Here is a 17,992-nt window from a genome sequence, read left to right on the forward strand (position 1 = left end):
GACAAAAGGGATGGATTATGTTGAGCAGGGTATTGCAAAATACCAGGAACGAGTACAAATCTCTCAACTGCGAATCCTCCAGAAAAAAGCTACGTCTTTAGGATTTAACCTTGTTCCTATGGTGAGTGTTCATTAGCAGCGCAGCGAAGCAATCTCACTATTGAATGTAGAACGAAATGCGGGATTGCTTCGTCGCTTCGCTCCTCGCAAAGACACTTTTCGGTATTCGGCAACACGCTCATGATATACAATTCAGGGTTGAGTTGAATTGATTTTTTGATGCAGAAAGTGCGTGAAATAAAAAGCAATTTCACAAAATTGTTCTTGGAACTTTGGATGATTTTTGTTACAATTTGCATGTAATCAATGCATTCCGCTTGATGGCAGTTGAGGGCGGTGTGCAACATTTTTTCAAACAATTATCTCAAGGAGTTCATTATGAGCAATCCAACAATTTATGGTTTAGTACAAGAGCATAGTCTTGTGAAAGAATTGTGGTTGGCAGATAAATCACGTTTAGAAAAACGAGGAGCCACACAAGCACGAATCGACACATACTCGACAAACATTGATGCAATGAAGGTGAGTAAATCTTCTTCGGTAGGTACGCGGTCGGATAAGAAACAATCTGCGGTCGATGAGAAAAAAGCGCGGGGAGAAGCGCTCATTCCCATTAACAAATTCCGGACAGCGGCAAAGGATGTGTTCGGCGCGAAGAGTCCGAAGTTGAAGGAGTTTAGCGTTGGAGTAACGTTAACCAATTCGACTCCGAAAATGCTGGAAGCAATTACGAACATCAAGAATGGTTGGACGAAGTATCAGTCGGCGTTGATGGAAGAAGGAGGCATTTTGGAAGAAGATTATACCGAACTTCTCGACGCAGAAGCCGCATTGACAATGAAAGATACTGCACAGGAGGTGAAGCGGAAGAAAGAAGCGCCGGAGATGACTACCGCGGTGAAGAAAGCCATGGCGGCGGCGGTTAAGCAGGCTGATTTTATCCACGGGAAAGCGGAGATTGAATTCGCAAAGGAGAAGGATAAATTGAAGCAATGGAAAGCCGCGAGGAAATTGAGATATGCGAAAGAGAAACCGGGGGATGATGAGAAGCCACCGGAAACAGGAAGGTAAAATGTGAACTGAATGGAGATTACGCGAGAGCGTGGTCTCCATTTTTATTATGATGAAAGATGGATTTCGCCGCGACGAGACCATCTGATAACTTTTTTTGTTTGATGGAAAATGTGAATGGTGTATATTGTGTCAAACCAATAAGTCTTCATGAATATGCTTTGTACGCAATGAAATCAGTGTAATAATGACCGAATCACACAAGTAAACGACAAACATGATTATTTACCACGACCCATTACGACAACTAAAATATTTAAGACAAACACTTTCACAAAACAAAAAACCTCTCGGCTTTTTTCTTGCTGCAGGTTGTCCTTTAGCTGTAACAATGCCAACAGGGGAACCACCTCTCATTCCAGACATTGCTGGTCTTACAAAATTTGTAAGCGAAGAGCTTCAATCGAAAGACAAGAAGAAGAAAAATAATTTTGACTTATTGCTTGACGAGCTACTTAAAACTGGTAACAAGAATCCGAACATTGAGGATATTTTAAGTTTTGTTCGTGGACTGAAACAAGTTTCAGTTGGAGCAACAGATGTAAGAGGATTGACTGAAAAAGATTTGACTGAATTAGAAAAAGGTATCTGTAAAAAAATCGTAGAGAAAACAAATGTTGCATTACCCAATCGTGATACGCCTTATCATCAATTGGCACAATGGATACATTTGATTGACAGAGATTCTCCTATTGAATGTTTTACCACTAACTACGATTTACTAACTGAGCAAGCATTTGAGGAAACTGGTGTTACTTACTTTGATGGCTTCGTTGGTTCAAGAGAACCATTTTTTGATTTAAGAGCAATAGAAGATACTCTTATTCCAAAGCATTGGACACGGCTTTGGAAAGTTCATGGTTCAATAAATTGGTTTCTTAATTCCAAACAGGAAGTCTATCGCTCCACAGATGTTAATTCAAGTGATTCCTATATCATTCATCCGTCCCACTTGAAGTATGACGAAAGCAGAAAGATGCCATATTTAGCTTTGATTGACCGACTAAATTCTTTTCTCCGACAGACATCAGCCGTTTTAATTACAAGCGGATATTCCTTTGGTGATACTCATTTGAACGATACAATCGTGAACGCATTGAAAGCAAATCCGACAGCAATGGTTATTGCGTTGCTTCACGACACATACTCTTACAAAGATGCAGCAGGAAAAATAGTTCCTCGTTACGAGAAAGCATTTTCATATGCAAAAAGCAGATTTAATTTAAGCGCATGGACTTTTGATGAAGCGGTTATCGGTGGTCAACAGGGAAAATGGAAGGTAACAAGTCGAGATACCTTAACCGATGAAAATTTAGGAGAGGCAATTCTTGAAACTCCTGAAATTATAAAAGCTGTTGCTCCAGCAACCGTAGATACAACAATCTATCATTATCAATTGCAACTTGGAAATTTTGCGAAACTTGGAAACTTCCTTCAAGAATTGATTGGCAAAGAACAATTCAAAATAGACGATGCAAAATAAGTCAACATTTTTAGGGACTATCCAAGATGTAAACGGAACAACAGTTAGTGTTACGCTTGCAAATGAATCTCTATCGGGATTGACTTATGTTGATGGAGAAGGTTATCGCATCGGACAAATTGGAAGCTTTGTGAAAATCCCTATCGGCTACATTGATTTGTTTGGAATAGTAACTCAAGTTGGTGCAAGTGCGGTTCCTGAGAATCAAGTAATGAATCAACCCTACGGCAATCGTTGGTTCACAATTCAATTGGTAGGGGAAGGACAACGAAACGGAAAATTTGAGAGAGGAATTTCTCAATATCCTACCATTGGAGATGAAGTTCATTTAGTTTCAGAATCTGATTTAAAAAGAATTTACGGTCAGCCCGACAGACCATACTTTGTAAAAGTTGGACACATTGCAGGAGCAGAATCTATTTCGGCATTAGTTGATGTAAATAAACTCGTAACTCGACATAGTGCAATTGTCGGAACTACCGGTTCAGGAAAATCAACAACAGTTGCAGGAATATTGTCAGCACTATCAGATTCAAAAAACTATCCGTCAGCACGAATAATAATTCTCGACATTCACGGTGAATACGGTCAGGCATTCAGAGGCAGAGCAAACATTTTTAAAGTTAATGCAGACACAAAGAGCCAAGAGAATGAATTATACATTCCTTATTGGGCTTTAAATTTTGATGAACTCACTCAAATTTCTTTCGGTGAATTTGGAAACGAAAAAGACAGAAGTGCACTAATTGAAAGGGTAATTGGTCAAAAAGAAAAAACACTTTTAAAATATCCAAAGAATGGAGTTATAAAAGAAACTATTAGTGTTGACAGTCCAATTCCATTTAGTTTAAATCAACTTTGGTTTGAACTATGGAACGAAACATTCTTTACATATTATTCAGACAAAGGAAAGAAACCGCTAAAAGAAAATTGGGCATACGAACAAGATGAAGACGGAAATGAATTGAAGGGTGATGCGGCAACTGCAACACCACCACGATTCAAGCCGGTAAAAAATGTCAAAGATGATGAAGAAAAAATTCAATATGGAACAAGCACTTTAAATATTAGAGGACAGCTTGAAACACTTGGTTCTAAACTTAGAATCCCTCGTTACGATTTCCTTTTTCGCCCAGGAAAATTTACTCCTGCACTGGATGGTAAAGTTGACAACGACCTTGATTCATTATTAAAAGCATGGATTGGCAGCAACAAGCCAATAACGATTCTTGATTTGTCAGGTGTGCCAATTGATATTCTTAATACAATTGTCGGAGTTCTATTGAGAGTTCTTTATGAGGGTTTGTTTTGGTCGAGACGATTATCTCAAGGCGGTATAGAAAGACCTTTATTAGTTGTTATGGAAGAAGCACACAATTATCTAAACGACAATTTCAAGGGCATTGCTTCAAGTGTTGTGCAAAGAATTGTAAAGGAAGGCAGGAAGTATGGTATCGGAGCGATGATTGTTAGCCAAAGACCTTCGGAAATAAACTCAACGATTCTTTCGCAATGTGGAACATTTTTCGCAATGCGACTTGCTAATGCAACAGACAGAGGGCATATCACGGCTGCCTTACCAGACAATTTAGATGGACTGACAAATATGTTACCTATACTTAGAACTGGCGAAGCAATAATTGTTGGTGAAGCAGTAAAGTTGCCAATGAGAACAATTATTGAAGCACCGCCCAAAGATAAAAGACCAAACAGTCAAGACCCAATTGTTTATGATGAGAAGCCGACAGAAGATTCATGGCAACCCGGTGGTTGGGGAATACCAATGGAACCGAATCCAAACTTTGAAGAATTTTTAGAGGTTTGGAGAGCGCAAAATCCATTTCCGGCAAAAGTTTTTAAGGGAGAAGGAAAAATTAAATCAACAAAAAAGAAAAAATAAATCATGGAAAGAACACAAGTTGATTCGACAAACATTTCATCAATAGGATATGATGAAGATTCAAACACACTTGAAATAGAATTTCATAGTGGTGCGGTTTACCAATATTTCGATGTTCCTTTAAATGTGTATGAAGGATTGAGAGATTCAGGTTCTAAAGGACAATATTTTGCACAAAATATAAAAGGTTATTACCGTTATGTGAAAATTTGATTCTTAGTTTTATTAACTATTCCCAATTAAGTAAAAATAATATGATTTCAAAATTGATTAGCACAGACATAACAATTTGCAGTAATGCGTAAACCACTAACACGAAACAAGTCCCTCCCAATCTTCTTCGGAGAACTTCAAGTTAAAGGAGAAAAACAGTTTGTGGAACCATCACAACCGCAGAAGGAAGAACCGCGCCTGTTTTATCAGCACCCACACGGAGAACTTTGGCAAGGGAACAGTATCGAGTGGTTAAAATCGTTACAGTCGGAAAGTGTTGATGTAATTTTTGCCGACCCGCCATACAATATCAAAAAGGCAGAGTGGGATAGTTTTGAAAGTCAGGAAGAATACATCAGGTTTTCGATGCAGTGGATTGAACAGGCGGCAAGAGTGTTGAAACCGACCGGAACACTTTTCATTTGTGGCTTTTCTGAAATTCTTGCAGATATAAAACATCCGGCATCAAAACATTTCAAATCGTGCCGGTGGATTATCTGGCACTACAAAAACAAAGCAAACCTTGGCAAGGATTGGGGACGAAGTCACGAGAGTATTTTGCATTTCCGCAAAACAAAAAACTTCACCTTCAATATTGACAGTATCCGCATTCCCTACGGCGAACATACCTTGAAGTATCCGAGTCATCCGCAAGCGGAAACGAGTCAATATGGAAAAGGAAAAAACGGAGACCATATTTGGGAACCGAACCCACTCGGCGCAAAACCAAAAGATGTTTTGGAAATCCCACAAGACATTATCGAAGTACCGACAACGTGCAACGGTATGCACGAAAAGACTCCACACCCCACACAAAAGCCGGAAGAACTTTTGCGCAAAATCATTCTTGCATCTTCCAACATCGGTGACACCGTGCTTGACCCATTTTGCGGTTCCGGAACAACTCCTGTTTGTGCAGAGCAACTCCAACGCAAATGGCTGGCTTGCGATTTATCAATTGAGTATTTGGATTGGGCTGTCAAACGTTTAGAACTTGTGGAGGATTGGAATATTGACAAATGGATTACGTACGATATGGAAAACGCAAAAAGGAGAAATTCCATCCGATGAATCTAAAACAACTTGTAACCAAGGCGAAAGATAAATCCAATTTCGCCGAGTTGAAATCGTACATTGCCTTCTGTGATGATTACCTTCAATACATTGCAGATAATTTGCAGGCGATTATTGTTTCACAAAACGAAAACCATTACCGCTTCTATCAATACAAGAAGGAAGGCAACTTTCAAATTACGAGACCAATCAATTCAACATTGATGTACGAGGCAAAAACGTTTTCAAAAACCTCAAAAGAGTTTTTGAAAATATTGAGAAGTATTAAGACCATCAACAAAAAAGATAAAGCGGTAAGGCAGATTCTCAACAACTCAACGTACACAATCCAGCAATCCATCGGTTCTGCATTAGATGGATTGCCAGCCGGACAATCGAACACAGCACGAAAATTAAACGGTGATTTATTCGAGCATTTTATTCGCTTAATCATTCGTGAAATAGGAATCCCGTGCAAAGCAGATATAATACAAGTTCCTGTGGTTGTGGAAGGCGAGCCACAATTTGCCATGAGTTATCAGCACGACTTGATTATCGAAAAAGCAAATGAGGTGAAGGTTATCGGGTCAATAAAAACATCAAGCAAAGACCGGCTTGATAAAATATTCATTGATAAATTTCTCTATAACAAACTGACAGAAAAAGCAACCCCTCATATTGCAATCTTTTTAAATGATGTACAGAGAAAAAATACAAGGAAAGAAAATGAGTACGGAATTAACTCAACGTTTCTTCCCGGACACTTCAAGGGTTACACTGTAAAACTTAATCCTCTTGACGGAGTGTATTATTGTGACATCCGACCCAACATGAGAACCGAAAGCATTTTGAAAGACCACATCAAAACATTTGATAATTTGCTTGTTGAGGATATATGGAGGTTTGTGAAGAACAGATGATGTTGCTATTTAAAGCAGTCTTCCCGGATTGATATCGGGAGCAGGCGTGACAGTTTTTGATTAGATAATTAGTGGTAAGCACGTTGCATGGTTTCATTTCCATATCAAAAACGCAGAAGTAAAGTACTGTTTGGGATGTTTTTGAAGGAAATGATGAATTTCAAACAACATTGTCAGTGAAAGAGAAATCTTTGTGCGAAATAAATTTGTCTTTGTACGTGAAAGAGCCGTCTATTATGAGTGAAGGTTGTTCTTTCTTGAGTGAAGATGCGTCTCGGATGGATGAAGAGACCTCTTTTTATGATGAATGAGTGACTTCTTTGGAAGAAGATTGTTCTTTATACGATGAATGTCTGTCCAGATACGATGAAGGAATGGACTGAACGGGTGAACTTATGATTGGTGTGGTGTAGTTCTCTCATCGGAGCATGGATGATGAGTTGTAGGAGGTTGAATTATTGGAGCAATTACTTGAAGTGAAAGAGGGGGTCCGCATTCTGTCCTACTTTCGATAGTGAGATTGCTTCGCTACGCTGCTAATGACATACAGTATAGAGAATTGATTCTGCTCGTTTCAGTTGTATCTAACTCATCCCCCATCCCCTTCCCTTACACAAGGGAAGGGGAGTGAGAGGCTGGGTTTGGTAGTAAAGAGCACAATGTCATTCACATTATTTCATAAAGCGTGCTTTATTCCTCTTCTCGCAATGACCATTCGGCAGCACTATCACTAAGGAATTTTGATAGATACGTTATAGGCAACCACGTTAGAAATATTATTCTACCAGCAGTTGCACCTTTAGACAAGACAATTAAGATTGGTAATCGTTCAAGGGAGAGAAATTAATAGTGTCGAAGGAAATTGGACATTGAACATTCAAAAACGGTGGCTTTGAAATCACTCTGCATTTGCTTATATTTTGCCCGACTTTTTAGGAAAATGGTATCTGAATTGCGCTCTACCCTACGGGTCGTAGATGAGTTATAACTGATGTCTGCTGAAAATGCCCCTCGCCGTAAAGGCTTAGATAATTATACTATTGTATTTGTCCCGGGCGACCAATCGAAGAAATCGAGGTCGTTTGGTGTTAATTCACTTGGAATTATTGGGATTGTTGTGAGCGCGATTGCGTTTATTGCGGTTAGCATTCTTGCGGTGATTGTTTATACTCCTCTCGGAACGTATCTGCAATTCGCTTCGCCGGAAATTGAACAGTTGTACGGTCAACGAGTTCAGCAAATACAGACCGAGTTGACTTCGTTGATGAATGAAGTTCATACATTGCAGTTGTATAATATACAACTGCGGAAAGCGCTCGGTGAAAATGTGGGCTTGAATGGAAATCAGCAGGGAAAAGAGAGCGTGAGTCAGGAATCAATCAGTAACAATCAACCGGAGAAGCAGATACAGACTTCGTTGGTTGTACAGGAACATGAAAAAACAAGAATTGCGCAGACTCAAGGTTCAGTGAGTAGTAGGTTCAGTTCGATTCATAGTTCTACGGTGAACGAAGAGTTTCGATTTCCGTTGGCGATGCCGGTGATTGGTTATACGACCCGCGGGTTTGACATGGATGGAAATCATTTTGGAATTGATTTGGTAGCAAAAGAGGGGAACCCGGTCGTAGCGGCGGCGCACGGAAGTGTGTTGTACGCAGACTGGACGTATGATGATGGTTGGACGATGATTGTTGCGCATGGTGACGGATACACGACTGTGTATAAGCATAATAAACGTTTGTTGAAGCAACGTGGTGAAAGTGTGAAGCGTGGAGAAAGTATTGCATTATTAGGGAATACCGGGCGCGCAAGTTCGGGACCGCACGTTCATTTTGAAGTGTGGAAGAACAGCGTTACACTAAATCCATTGGATTATATGAACACGATTCAATAAGAAAGAATAGTCGCCATGAAAAATGAACCATCTGCCGGAATCAACCTGATTGGTCTCGGAACTGTGCTTGAAGGAAAACTTCGTTCTCCCGGAGATATTCAGATTGACGGGAAAGTAGTCGGTGAAATAACCGCATCACAAAATATCTCTATCGGTTCTTCGGGTGATGTCGAGGGGAACATAAACGCTCGGAACATTACAATTGGCGGAAAGATTAAAGGGACAATCATCGCACAGGAAAAGTTGATGTTTCAGAACAAAGCGGTTGTGCGTGGTGATATTCGTGCCGCAAAATTGGTGATTGACGAGGGCGCGTTGTTTGATGGAAATTGTTCGATGGGCGAAGCGAAACAGATGCCGAGTGTCGTCGAGTTGAAACCTGAACTGCGGAAAGCAGAAGGTCGTTAAGTGATGCTACCCCCCGAAGAAAAGAAGAAGGGGGAGAGCGAAAAGTTTGGAAAAACTTTCCGTGAGTCGGGACAGTTTCTTGGCTCAGGAATACAGATGGCGGCGGCAGTGGTGATTATGTACTTCGTAGGAATCTGGATAGATGGAAAGTTTGAAAGTGCGCCGTGGGGAATGATTGTGTGTGTGTTCTTTGGCGCAACTGCGGGTTTGGTTCACTTTATTAGAGAAGTGAATGAGTTGAGTAAGAAAGAAGCAAAGAAAAAGTAGCGTTACCATAAATGATAACGCTACACCTAACAAGCCCCGTAAACGGGACTTTTTTCTGGAGTCCGATTCATTGGACTTGATTAATAAAAGCGTGACCGTTTACGGTCATGCGGATTTCGTAAGGTAGTTTTGTCATTTCCCAAGCAGGTATTGTTTGCATTGCTGTGTATAAGTGTCTTCGGAAGTTATCCGTTGTACGTGTATGGCGATGGAGAAATGATAAAAGCCGCGGTAGTTGGTGCGGTGTTGGCAACGGTCAATGTGTTGCTTGGTTATATGGCGATAGAACATTCGTTTAACAAGTCTGCGACGACGTTTTTGAAAGTCGTGCTTGGCGGAATTGGAATACGGATGTTTGTGTTAGCAGGAATCATTGTCGTGCTGATTAAGTTCGTAGAGATGAATATTCCTGCATTAATCGGTTCGCTCGGTATATATTATGTCGTCTATTTGACGCTCGAAGTTCTTTATATCAACAAAAAAGTTAGTGTAAGACAACAATAAATTTTGTAAGTGTTTTTTAATTCAGAATCAATAGAAACAAGTCAGCATGGCGCGGCAGATACTCTTCATGCTGTCGCGCAAGCAAGTGAGCATGGTGAAGGGGGTGGAAACTTATTCACCGAATTGCTTCATCACTTAAATGATACGCACGAGATAGAATATCCGGGCGGTCATTTTGAACTTCCTCATTTTCCTCCAGTCGAAATCGCTGGGTTGACGATTGATTTATCGCCAACGAAGCATGTAGTCTTCATGTGGCTTGCCGCCGCACTGCTTCTATTTATAACAATCAAAGCCGCGAGGAAAAATTCCAAGAGTCTCGTTCCCAAAGGACTTGGAAATCTCATCGAAGTGTTTGTGCAATTCATCCGTGATGAAGTTGCAATGCCGAACATGGGGAAAGGTGGGATGCAATACTTACCCTATTTACTCACGACGTTTTTCTTTATCCTTGCAATGAACTTGCTTGGATTGATTCCGTATGGCGCATCAGCGACAGGAAACATCAGCGTTACGCTTGCGCTTGCGGTAATTGCATTTATCATGATTCAACTCTCGGCAATCAAAGCGGGTGGGATTGGAAATTATCTCAAGCATTTGACCGGCGGCGTTCACCCGATGCTGTGGCCCATTATGATTCCGATTGAAGTTCTCGGACTTTTCACCAAGCCGTTTGCGCTGTGCATTCGTTTGTACGCAAACATGACAGGCGGTCACATCGTCATTGTTTCGATGATTGGATTGATTTTCTTATTCAAATCATATTTGATTGCGCCGGCTTCGGTTGGATTTGTCGCGGCAATCAACATGCTTGAATTGTTCGTAGCGTTTTTACAAGCATATATTTTCACCATGCTCACTTCATTGTTTATGGGACTCGGTATTAAAGCGGCTGAGGAACACCATGGGCATGAAACGCATGGACATTGAAGCTAAACTTCATTATTCATCATTCAGAATTCGATATTCATTATTAACCATGTAGTTAATTTGAATTATGAATATCGAATGTCGAATATAGAATGTAGAACATAATAAACATTAAAATTTTTAACTCGATAATTATTATTCATTAAACATCAGGAGATATAGAATGGAAGCATTAGGTTTAGGTTACTTAGCAGCAGGAATTGGCGCGGCATTAACGGTTATCGGAGCCGGACTCGGCATCGGTAAACTTGCGGCGGCGGCGATGGATGCAAGCGGACGCCAACCCGAAGTTGCAGGACAGGTTCGTACGTCAATGTTGATTGCAGCAGCACTCATCGAAGGCGCAACGTTCTTCGCACTTGTTATCTGCATCATTCTCGCAACAAAATCATAACATTGACGATTGAATCATTTACGATTGTATCATTGATGATTGAATAATTTATTCGATGACTCAATGATTACATCGTCAATCTCCGCCAAGGGCGGATGCGCCTATGGCGCAGTCAATTGTTTAAATAATCAACCCAAGGAATACCAATGTTAGAAATAAATCCGGGACTTGTTGTCTGGACAACTATAACGTTTGTTCTTCTTGTTATCGTTCTGAAGAAGGTTGCCTGGAAACCGATTCTTGAAGCGTTGGAAAAGCGCGAAGAACATATTCGACTTTCCATCGAAAAAGCGGAACAGGGAAGAACGGAAGCGGAACGGTTGCTTGAACAACATCGTCAACAGTTAGCATCTGCTGAAACCGAAGCGCATAAAATTATCAAGGAAAGCCGTGAACTTGCACAAAAGTTGAAGGCAGAAATTGAAGAGACTGCGAAGAAGCAGGCACATGCAATTGTTTCTCAGGCGAAAGCGGAAATCGAACGCGATAAAGATGCGGCGCTCGCACAACTGCGCGGCGAAGTTGCCGATTTGGCAATTCTTGCCGCCGGAAAAATACTCAACGAAACGCTCGATGCGAACAGGCATCGGAAGTTAGTTGACGATGTGTTAAAATCATTGCCGAAGAATTAACGGACGATGAAAAACACACGAGCCGCATATCGTTATGCGTTGGCGCTACTCGGCGTCGCTGAAGAAATCAAACAACTCGATGCAGTCAGTAATGATTTTGTGTTGATGGATGCTGTCATCAATCAGACGCGCGAGTTTTTACTTTTTCTGAAAAGTCCGGTGATTAATAAGGAAAAGAAGAAACGCGTTCTCGATGAAGTGTTCAGCGGTAAAGTCAGTAAGACAACATCGGTGTTTCTTCAATTGATGACGACGAAGAACCGGGAAAACATTCTGCCGGAAATCATTCAGCAGTTTAATAAATTGCGGGATGAACGGCTTGGTATTTTGAATACAGAAGTTCGGTCTGCGGTTGCAATAAGCAATGAACAGCAACAGGCAATCATCGAACAATTGAAACAGCGAACAGGAAAAAACATTCGCTTGAAAATGAAACAAGACCCGTCCATCATCGGTGGCTTCACTGTTCAATATGAAGACACGGTTGTTGATGGAAGCGTTCGTCGCCAACTTGAAGTGTTGGCAGAACGATTTGCAACGGGTGTGGTATAATTTGTACATCTATTTTGGAAATGAAAAGGAACATCAATGGCAGAAGTAAGATCTGATGAAGTCTCTGCAATATTAAGAAAACAACTTTCCGGTTTTGAAAAAGAAGTGGACGTTTATGACGTCGGTACCGTACTGCAAGTCGGTGACGGTATTGCGCGTATTTATGGACTGTCCAAAGTCATGGCAAGTGAGTTGGTGGAATTTCCCAACAACATTTTCGGCATGGTGCTGAACCTTGAAGAAGACAATGTCGGTTGTGTTATTTTCGGTGAAGCGAATAAAATCAAAGAAGGCGACACTGTAAAACGAACCGGTCGTGTTGCATCAATGCCTGTCGGCGAAGCGATGCTTGGTCGTGTCATCAATCCGCTCGGTCAACCGATTGACGGACGTGGCGCAATCAAGACAGACAAGTTTTCTCCGCTCGAACGAAAAGCGCTCGGAGTTATTCAGCGTCAGCCGGTGAAAGAACCGTTGCAGACCGGTATCAAAGCGGTGGACGGAATGATTCCGATTGGTCGCGGTCAGCGAGAGTTAATCATTGGCGACCGACAGACGGGAAAAACTGCTGTTGCAATTGATGCAATCATCAACCAAAAATATACGCACACCGAACTTGCAAAGAAGCGGGGCGTGAAACCGATGTTTTGCATTTATGTTGCCATCGGACAAAAAGGTTCGACTGTAGCACAGGTTGTTGCAGGATTGGAAGAAGCCGGAGCAATGGAATACACGACAGTGATTTCCGCAACGGCAAGCGACCCTTCTCCGTTGCAGTTTATCGCACCGTATGCAGGCGCGACGCTTGGTGAGTTTTTCCGTGATAGCGGAAGACATGCATTGGTTATTTATGATGACTTGTCGAAACACGCTCAGGCGTATCGTCAGGTGTCGTTGTTGTTGCGCCGTCCGCCGGGACGTGAAGCATATCCGGGCGACGTGTTTTATTTACACTCGCGCTTGCTCGAACGCGCTTCCAAATTGAGTGACGAACTTGGCGGCGGAAGTTTAACTGCGCTTCCGGTGATTGAAACACAGGCAGGCGACGTTTCTGCATATATTCCCACGAACGTTATTTCCATAACGGACGGACAGATTTATCTTGAGCCGAATCTGTTCAACTCTGGTGTACGTCCCGCAATTAACGTCGGTATCTCGGTTTCCCGTGTCGGTGGAAATGCTCAAATCAAAGCAATGAAAAAAGTTGCCGGTCGTTTGCGTCTTGACCTTGCACAGTATCGTGAACTTGAAGCGTTCGCGAAATTCGGTTCCGATTTGGACAAATCAACTCAGGCACAGTTAACGCGTGGTTCTCGTCTTGTTGAATTACTCAAACAAGGTCAGTATCAACCGATGGCGGTAGAGAATCAGGTCGTGAGTATTTTCTTCGGAACGAATGGTTTTCTTGATGAAATTCCTTTGCAACATGTCCGAAGATACGAGCAAGAATTGCATGAGATGATGGAATTAAAACATCGCTCACTGCTTGATGAGATTGCAGAGAAGAAAGAGTTGACGAAAGAAATTTCGGACCAACTCACAAGTATCGCGAAAGAATTTACCGCTTCATTTAAGGTTGCATAAGAATGGCAACGCTTCGTGACATACGCCGCCGAATCGGCGCGGTGAAGAGTACACAGAAAATCACCAAAGCGATGAAGATGGTTGCGGCGGCAAAACTCCGCCGTGCGCAAGATGCAATGATTGCCGCGCGCCCTTATGCGAAGACGATGAAGCAGATTCTTCAACATCTTTCTTCGAAGGTTGATGTTACGACAAATCAATTCTTTGAAGAGCGGGAAGTAAAGAATGTTGCACTTGTTGTTGTCACTTCTGACAGAGGATTATGCGGTTCGTTCAATGCGAATTTGATTAAAGCCGCAGTTGCCCACATCAACAAGAACTACAAAGACCTGAACGAAGCCGGACATCTGAAGTTAATCTGTATCGGAAAGAAAGGGTACGATTTCTTCAGCAAGCGGAATTACAAAATTATCGAAAAACATACGGGACTGTTCAGCGCGCTCAACTTCCAGCAAGCAAAGACGATTGTGGGAGAAATTCTTGACGGGTATTCTTCCGTTGACAAATCAGGACAGTCGAAGGAACCGGCTTTTGATAAAGTAGAAATCATTTACAACGAATTTAAATCCATCGCTCAACCAAGAATCAGCATTGAGCAATATCTCCCGATTGTTCCTGAAACAACATCTCACATCTCACATCTCACATCTCACATCGATTACATCTACGAGCCATCGAGTAAAGAAATTATGGATGCATTGCTTCCCAAACATCTCAACTTCCAGATATGGCGAGTTCTTCTTGAATCGAACGCGGCAGAGCAAGGTGCGCGTATGGCGGCGATGGATAACGCAACCACGAATGCCTCTGATATGATTCGCGTATTACAACTTTCTTACAACAAAGCACGTCAGGCATCAATCACAAAAGAATTGCTTGAGATTGTCGGCGGGGCGGAAGCGTTGAAGAAGGCAAGTTAGTTGTAAATATTTTCTTGCAACAAGTTGAAACCCGACTTTTCAAATATGAAGAGCCGGGTTTTTTGTTCGTGCATTTATGTTCCGGATCGTTGATAGGGTGCTTCTTTCCAGACATGTTTAAAATGAAATACAATGGATTTGGAATTCCTGATTGCGTACGCCTTGTCATCCCTGTAGGCCTCGTCGCTTCGCTTCTCGCTATACACTCCATCTTTTCTGTGGAAGGGAATTTCTTTATATTCCTCCCGAATTAATAAAAGGAACCATTGAACACAATTACTATCCGTATTGCAAGATTAAACGCATCCACATCAGATGTTCCATTACCCACTTATGCTACATCCGGCTCGGCTGGAATGGATTTACGTGCAACAGCCGAAAACGATGTTGTCATTACACCGGGCGAGCGGGCATTAGTCCCATGTGGATTTCAAATTGAACTTCCTCAAGGATACGAAGCACAAGTTCGACCGAGGAGCGGCTTGGCGATGAAAAACGGTGTTACAGTACTGAACTCTCCCGGAACGATTGACTCCGATTACCGGGGCGAAGTGAAAGTTATTCTCATCAATCTTGGTCAGGAAGAATTTGTTGTGAAGCGAGGCGATAGAATTGCACAAATGGTCATCGCCCCCGTTACACATGTTGCATTGATGGAAGTCGAATCGTTGACCGAAACTTCCCGCGGCGAAGGCGGATTCGGACACACGGGTAAATAAATTACAAATCTCCATGGGCAAACCTCAATGAAATATCAGTCCGCAAAACTACCTAGCTCGTCATGCCGAATTTATTTCGGCATCTATTCCCACACAACGAAACAGATTCTGACATTCGTCAGAATGACGGAGTTTGGTTTTGATTTTTGGTCATCAACAACAATTAAATGAGCAACCAAATAGAAACAGGAATACTTTATTTAGTCGCCACGCCAATCGGCAACTACGACGACATTACCATTCGTGCATTAAACATTCTCAAATCGGTTGATGTGATTATTTGTGAGGAGCGAAAGGAAGGAGAACGACTTCTCCGACATTACGGCATCGAAATAAAACAACTCGACCAGTTGAACGAGCATAATGAATCCGCCGCATCGTTTCACATTCTCGAATACTTGAAAGCCGGGAAAAATGTCGCGCTTATTTCCGATGCCGGTACGCCAGTGTTTTCTGACCCCGGATTGATTCTTGTACGAAAAGCAATAGAACAGAAAATAAAAATTGTTCCCATTCCCGGCGCATCATCCATTCTCCCTGCGTTAACATTGTGCGGTTTCCCGATTGACGCATTTCTCTTTGCAGGATTTCTCTCTCCCAAAAGCAACCGGCGTATCACCGAACTTCGTCAACTGAGAAACGAACGTCGCACAACGGTGTTCATGGATACACCGTACCGACTTGTTCCGTTACTCAAAGATATTCTCGAAGTCTATGGCGACGAACGTCGTGTTGCTGTCGCATTCAATCTCACCATGCCCGATGAAAAAATACATCGCGGAACCGCGCTCGAACTCTTCCGCTTCTTCGAGAAACGAGGTATGAAAGGAGAGTTTGTGATTGTGGTGGAAGGGGCGGGGAAGAAGAAGTAGTTTGGAGTTTATTAGATTATCACAAAAGCCCTTCATCATTTGATATTCCTTGTTCGACATTCGACATTCAAGTAAATAATGAATGTCGAATGACGAATTCTGAACTTCGAAATTTCTTTTTGGACAGCCATATGAGGAAATTCCCCAACCCTAAGGTGAAATCCGATTACTAATGAATAGTATCTTTCGGTTTGTTTCCACGATGAACCCGTTCTGGGTTGAGGTCTCGCAAAGATACTTTTCGTAGTTCGGCAATACGGACGTAAAGAAAAAAAAAGTGAAAAAAAGTCATTTATATTCTTGGATATTTCAAAAATAAGCATTAACATTGCACCCAAGATAACATGGGAACCTGTTTCGCAAGAGCAGTCAGGTAGTACGAAGCAGGCAACCTTCATCAAAATTTTATTATCATTACAAGCGATGGGAACTTATTATGAGCAATATCAGTAGTGAAGGATTAGAAGACGAGTATCGGAGTATTGATGCTCTCTGTACAACATACGCAAGCGTTTTAGAAAAGCGCGGCGTTACTGCCGAGGTGCGCGCCAATTACGCATCGGCGATTAACACCATGACGATGAAACGCGCAGCGTACTATTCGGCAGAATCATCGAAGGAAGAATTGACACGCGAGGAAAAACAAGCGCGTGCAGAACTTCTTACTGTCATCAACGCGTTTCGGCAGGCGGCGAAGGATACCTTCCCGGCTCGAAGTCCGCTCCTCAAAAAATTTCATGTCGGCGATAACCACGGCAACTCGACCAAGACGTTGCTTGCATGGGCGGACGACATCAAACAAAATTTCTCTCCGGAGAATGCACCGATGAAACAGAAGGGAGGAATCCTCGATGAAGACCTTGACGCTTTAACAAATGAGCGTATCAATCTCGCCTCGAAAGACTCACAACAAAAAACGATGGAGACCTCGACCATACCGACTGCGTTCAAAGAACTCACCACCTCGATGAACGATGTGAAAACGATTGCCGACTTCATCCAGGGGAAAGCGAAGATGGTCTTTGCCAAAGATAAAGTGACGTTGAAAAAATTTGAGCAAGCGAAGCGACTCCGCTTCACGCAACCCGGCACAAAACCGAAAGCCCCCGAACCACCTCCGGCGAAATAGTAGTTCATGATACGTTACGCTCGCGAAGACCAATTGCCGTTTCGGTTCTCTACCAATCTTTTGGATGCAGAGACGCGTCTGTTTGATTTCATGAGCCGGCTATTCCATTCGTATAACGTTCTATTTGACTTCTCTAACAAAAATGTTCATCTCTATAGTAATCTATTGCGCTTACATAAGAAACTTTTTGGTTTCTATGGACAGATATTTGGGTTCTATAGGAGGATATTGTGTATGTATGAGCGGATAATCGGTTTCTTTTCCTCAATTATGGTGTATTTGGGGAATATTTTGAGTTTTTGCTTTATCCGAAGTTGGCGTGGTGTTGGAGTTGAGCGTGGTGGTGATGATATAGGAAATAATTTGTGCCACTCACTTCTCAGACGAAAGTAGTAATGGTTACGAGTTTTTTTTTCAAAAAGAGAGGTGAATGGGATTTTCGTTCACTAATTCATAGAAAAAATTCCGCCACACGGACAAGTTTATT

The 17,992-nt window shown here is 42.0% G+C and carries 19 protein-coding genes; all 19 read left to right on the forward strand.

Features of this window, described 5'->3' with window-relative positions:
* The first annotated feature begins 438 nt into the window (after positions 1-438).
* Positions 439-1,131 (forward strand): hypothetical protein, encoded by a 693-nt coding sequence (locus tag HY960_01500; protein ID MBI5214407.1) that lies wholly within the window; start codon positions 439-441, stop codon positions 1,129-1,131.
* Positions 1,132-1,348: 217 nt separating this feature from the next.
* Positions 1,349-2,614 carry an SIR2 family protein gene (locus tag HY960_01505; GenBank protein ID MBI5214408.1) on the forward strand — a complete coding sequence of 422 codons (1,266 nt, stop codon included), beginning with the start codon at positions 1,349-1,351 and terminating at the stop codon, positions 2,612-2,614.
* Positions 2,604-4,514 carry an ATP-binding protein gene (locus HY960_01510; GenBank protein ID MBI5214409.1) on the forward strand — a complete coding sequence of 637 codons (1,911 nt, stop codon included), beginning with the start codon at positions 2,604-2,606 and terminating at the stop codon, positions 4,512-4,514. The genes HY960_01505 and HY960_01510 overlap by 11 nt, the downstream gene beginning before the upstream one ends.
* A gap of 3 nt (positions 4,515-4,517) precedes the next feature.
* Positions 4,518-4,727 carry a KTSC domain-containing protein gene (locus HY960_01515; protein ID MBI5214410.1) on the forward strand — a complete coding sequence of 70 codons (210 nt, stop codon included), beginning with the start codon at positions 4,518-4,520 and terminating at the stop codon, positions 4,725-4,727.
* A gap of 84 nt (positions 4,728-4,811) precedes the next feature.
* Complete coding sequence (locus HY960_01520; protein MBI5214411.1) at positions 4,812-5,798, forward strand: site-specific DNA-methyltransferase; 987 nt, start codon at positions 4,812-4,814, stop codon at positions 5,796-5,798.
* A complete protein-coding gene (locus HY960_01525; protein MBI5214412.1) occupies positions 5,795-6,700 on the forward strand; it encodes a hypothetical protein in 906 nt (301 codons plus the stop codon). Before HY960_01520 ends, HY960_01525 begins: the two co-directional genes overlap by 4 nt.
* A 991-nt stretch (positions 6,701-7,691) precedes the next feature.
* Positions 7,692-8,594 carry a M23 family metallopeptidase gene (locus HY960_01530; GenBank protein ID MBI5214413.1) on the forward strand — a complete coding sequence of 301 codons (903 nt, stop codon included), beginning with the start codon at positions 7,692-7,694 and terminating at the stop codon, positions 8,592-8,594.
* Between the two features lie 15 nt (positions 8,595-8,609).
* Positions 8,610-9,002 carry a polymer-forming cytoskeletal protein gene (locus tag HY960_01535; GenBank protein ID MBI5214414.1) on the forward strand — a complete coding sequence of 131 codons (393 nt, stop codon included), beginning with the start codon at positions 8,610-8,612 and terminating at the stop codon, positions 9,000-9,002.
* Positions 9,003-9,269: an AtpZ/AtpI family protein gene (locus HY960_01540; GenBank protein ID MBI5214415.1), complete on the forward strand. Its 267-nt coding sequence runs from the start codon at positions 9,003-9,005 to the stop codon at positions 9,267-9,269. It abuts the gene before it with no gap.
* Between the two features lie 129 nt (positions 9,270-9,398).
* On the forward strand, positions 9,399-9,773 hold the full coding sequence (locus HY960_01545) for a hypothetical protein (GenBank protein ID MBI5214416.1): 375 nt from the start codon (positions 9,399-9,401) through the stop codon (positions 9,771-9,773).
* Positions 9,774-9,782: 9 nt separating this feature from the next.
* Positions 9,783-10,703 (forward strand): F0F1 ATP synthase subunit A, encoded by a 921-nt coding sequence (gene atpB / locus HY960_01550; GenBank protein MBI5214417.1) that lies wholly within the window; start codon positions 9,783-9,785, stop codon positions 10,701-10,703.
* A gap of 163 nt (positions 10,704-10,866) precedes the next feature.
* Positions 10,867-11,097 carry an ATP synthase F0 subunit C gene (locus HY960_01555; protein MBI5214418.1) on the forward strand — a complete coding sequence of 77 codons (231 nt, stop codon included), beginning with the start codon at positions 10,867-10,869 and terminating at the stop codon, positions 11,095-11,097.
* A 146-nt stretch (positions 11,098-11,243) separates the two neighbouring features.
* Positions 11,244-11,729: a F0F1 ATP synthase subunit B gene (gene atpF, locus HY960_01560; protein ID MBI5214419.1), complete on the forward strand. Its 486-nt coding sequence runs from the start codon at positions 11,244-11,246 to the stop codon at positions 11,727-11,729.
* Positions 11,730-11,735: 6 nt separating this feature from the next.
* Positions 11,736-12,281, forward strand: a complete 546-nt coding sequence (locus HY960_01565; GenBank protein MBI5214420.1) for a F0F1 ATP synthase subunit delta — start codon at positions 11,736-11,738, stop codon at positions 12,279-12,281.
* 36 nt (positions 12,282-12,317) lie between these two features.
* Complete coding sequence (locus tag HY960_01570; protein MBI5214421.1) at positions 12,318-13,865, forward strand: F0F1 ATP synthase subunit alpha; 1,548 nt, start codon at positions 12,318-12,320, stop codon at positions 13,863-13,865.
* 2 nt (positions 13,866-13,867) lie between these two features.
* Complete coding sequence (gene atpG, locus HY960_01575; GenBank protein ID MBI5214422.1) at positions 13,868-14,785, forward strand: ATP synthase F1 subunit gamma; 918 nt, start codon at positions 13,868-13,870, stop codon at positions 14,783-14,785.
* A 266-nt stretch (positions 14,786-15,051) separates the two neighbouring features.
* A complete protein-coding gene (dut, locus tag HY960_01580) occupies positions 15,052-15,504 on the forward strand; it encodes a dUTP diphosphatase (GenBank protein ID MBI5214423.1) in 453 nt (150 codons plus the stop codon).
* Between the two features lie 167 nt (positions 15,505-15,671).
* The gene (gene rsmI / locus HY960_01585; GenBank protein MBI5214424.1) at positions 15,672-16,376 is read left to right on the forward strand and encodes a 16S rRNA (cytidine(1402)-2'-O)-methyltransferase; all 705 of its coding nucleotides are present in this window, start codon (positions 15,672-15,674) and stop codon (positions 16,374-16,376) included.
* 436 nt (positions 16,377-16,812) lie between these two features.
* Entirely contained in the window at positions 16,813-17,505 is a 693-nt protein-coding gene (locus HY960_01590) for a hypothetical protein (protein MBI5214425.1), read from the forward strand.
* Positions 17,506-17,992: the final 487 nt, after the last annotated feature.

The sequence above is a fragment of the Ignavibacteriota bacterium genome (assembly GCA_016212665.1).
Classification (GTDB): Bacteria; Bacteroidota; Ignavibacteria; order UBA10030; family SZUA-254; genus FW602-bin19.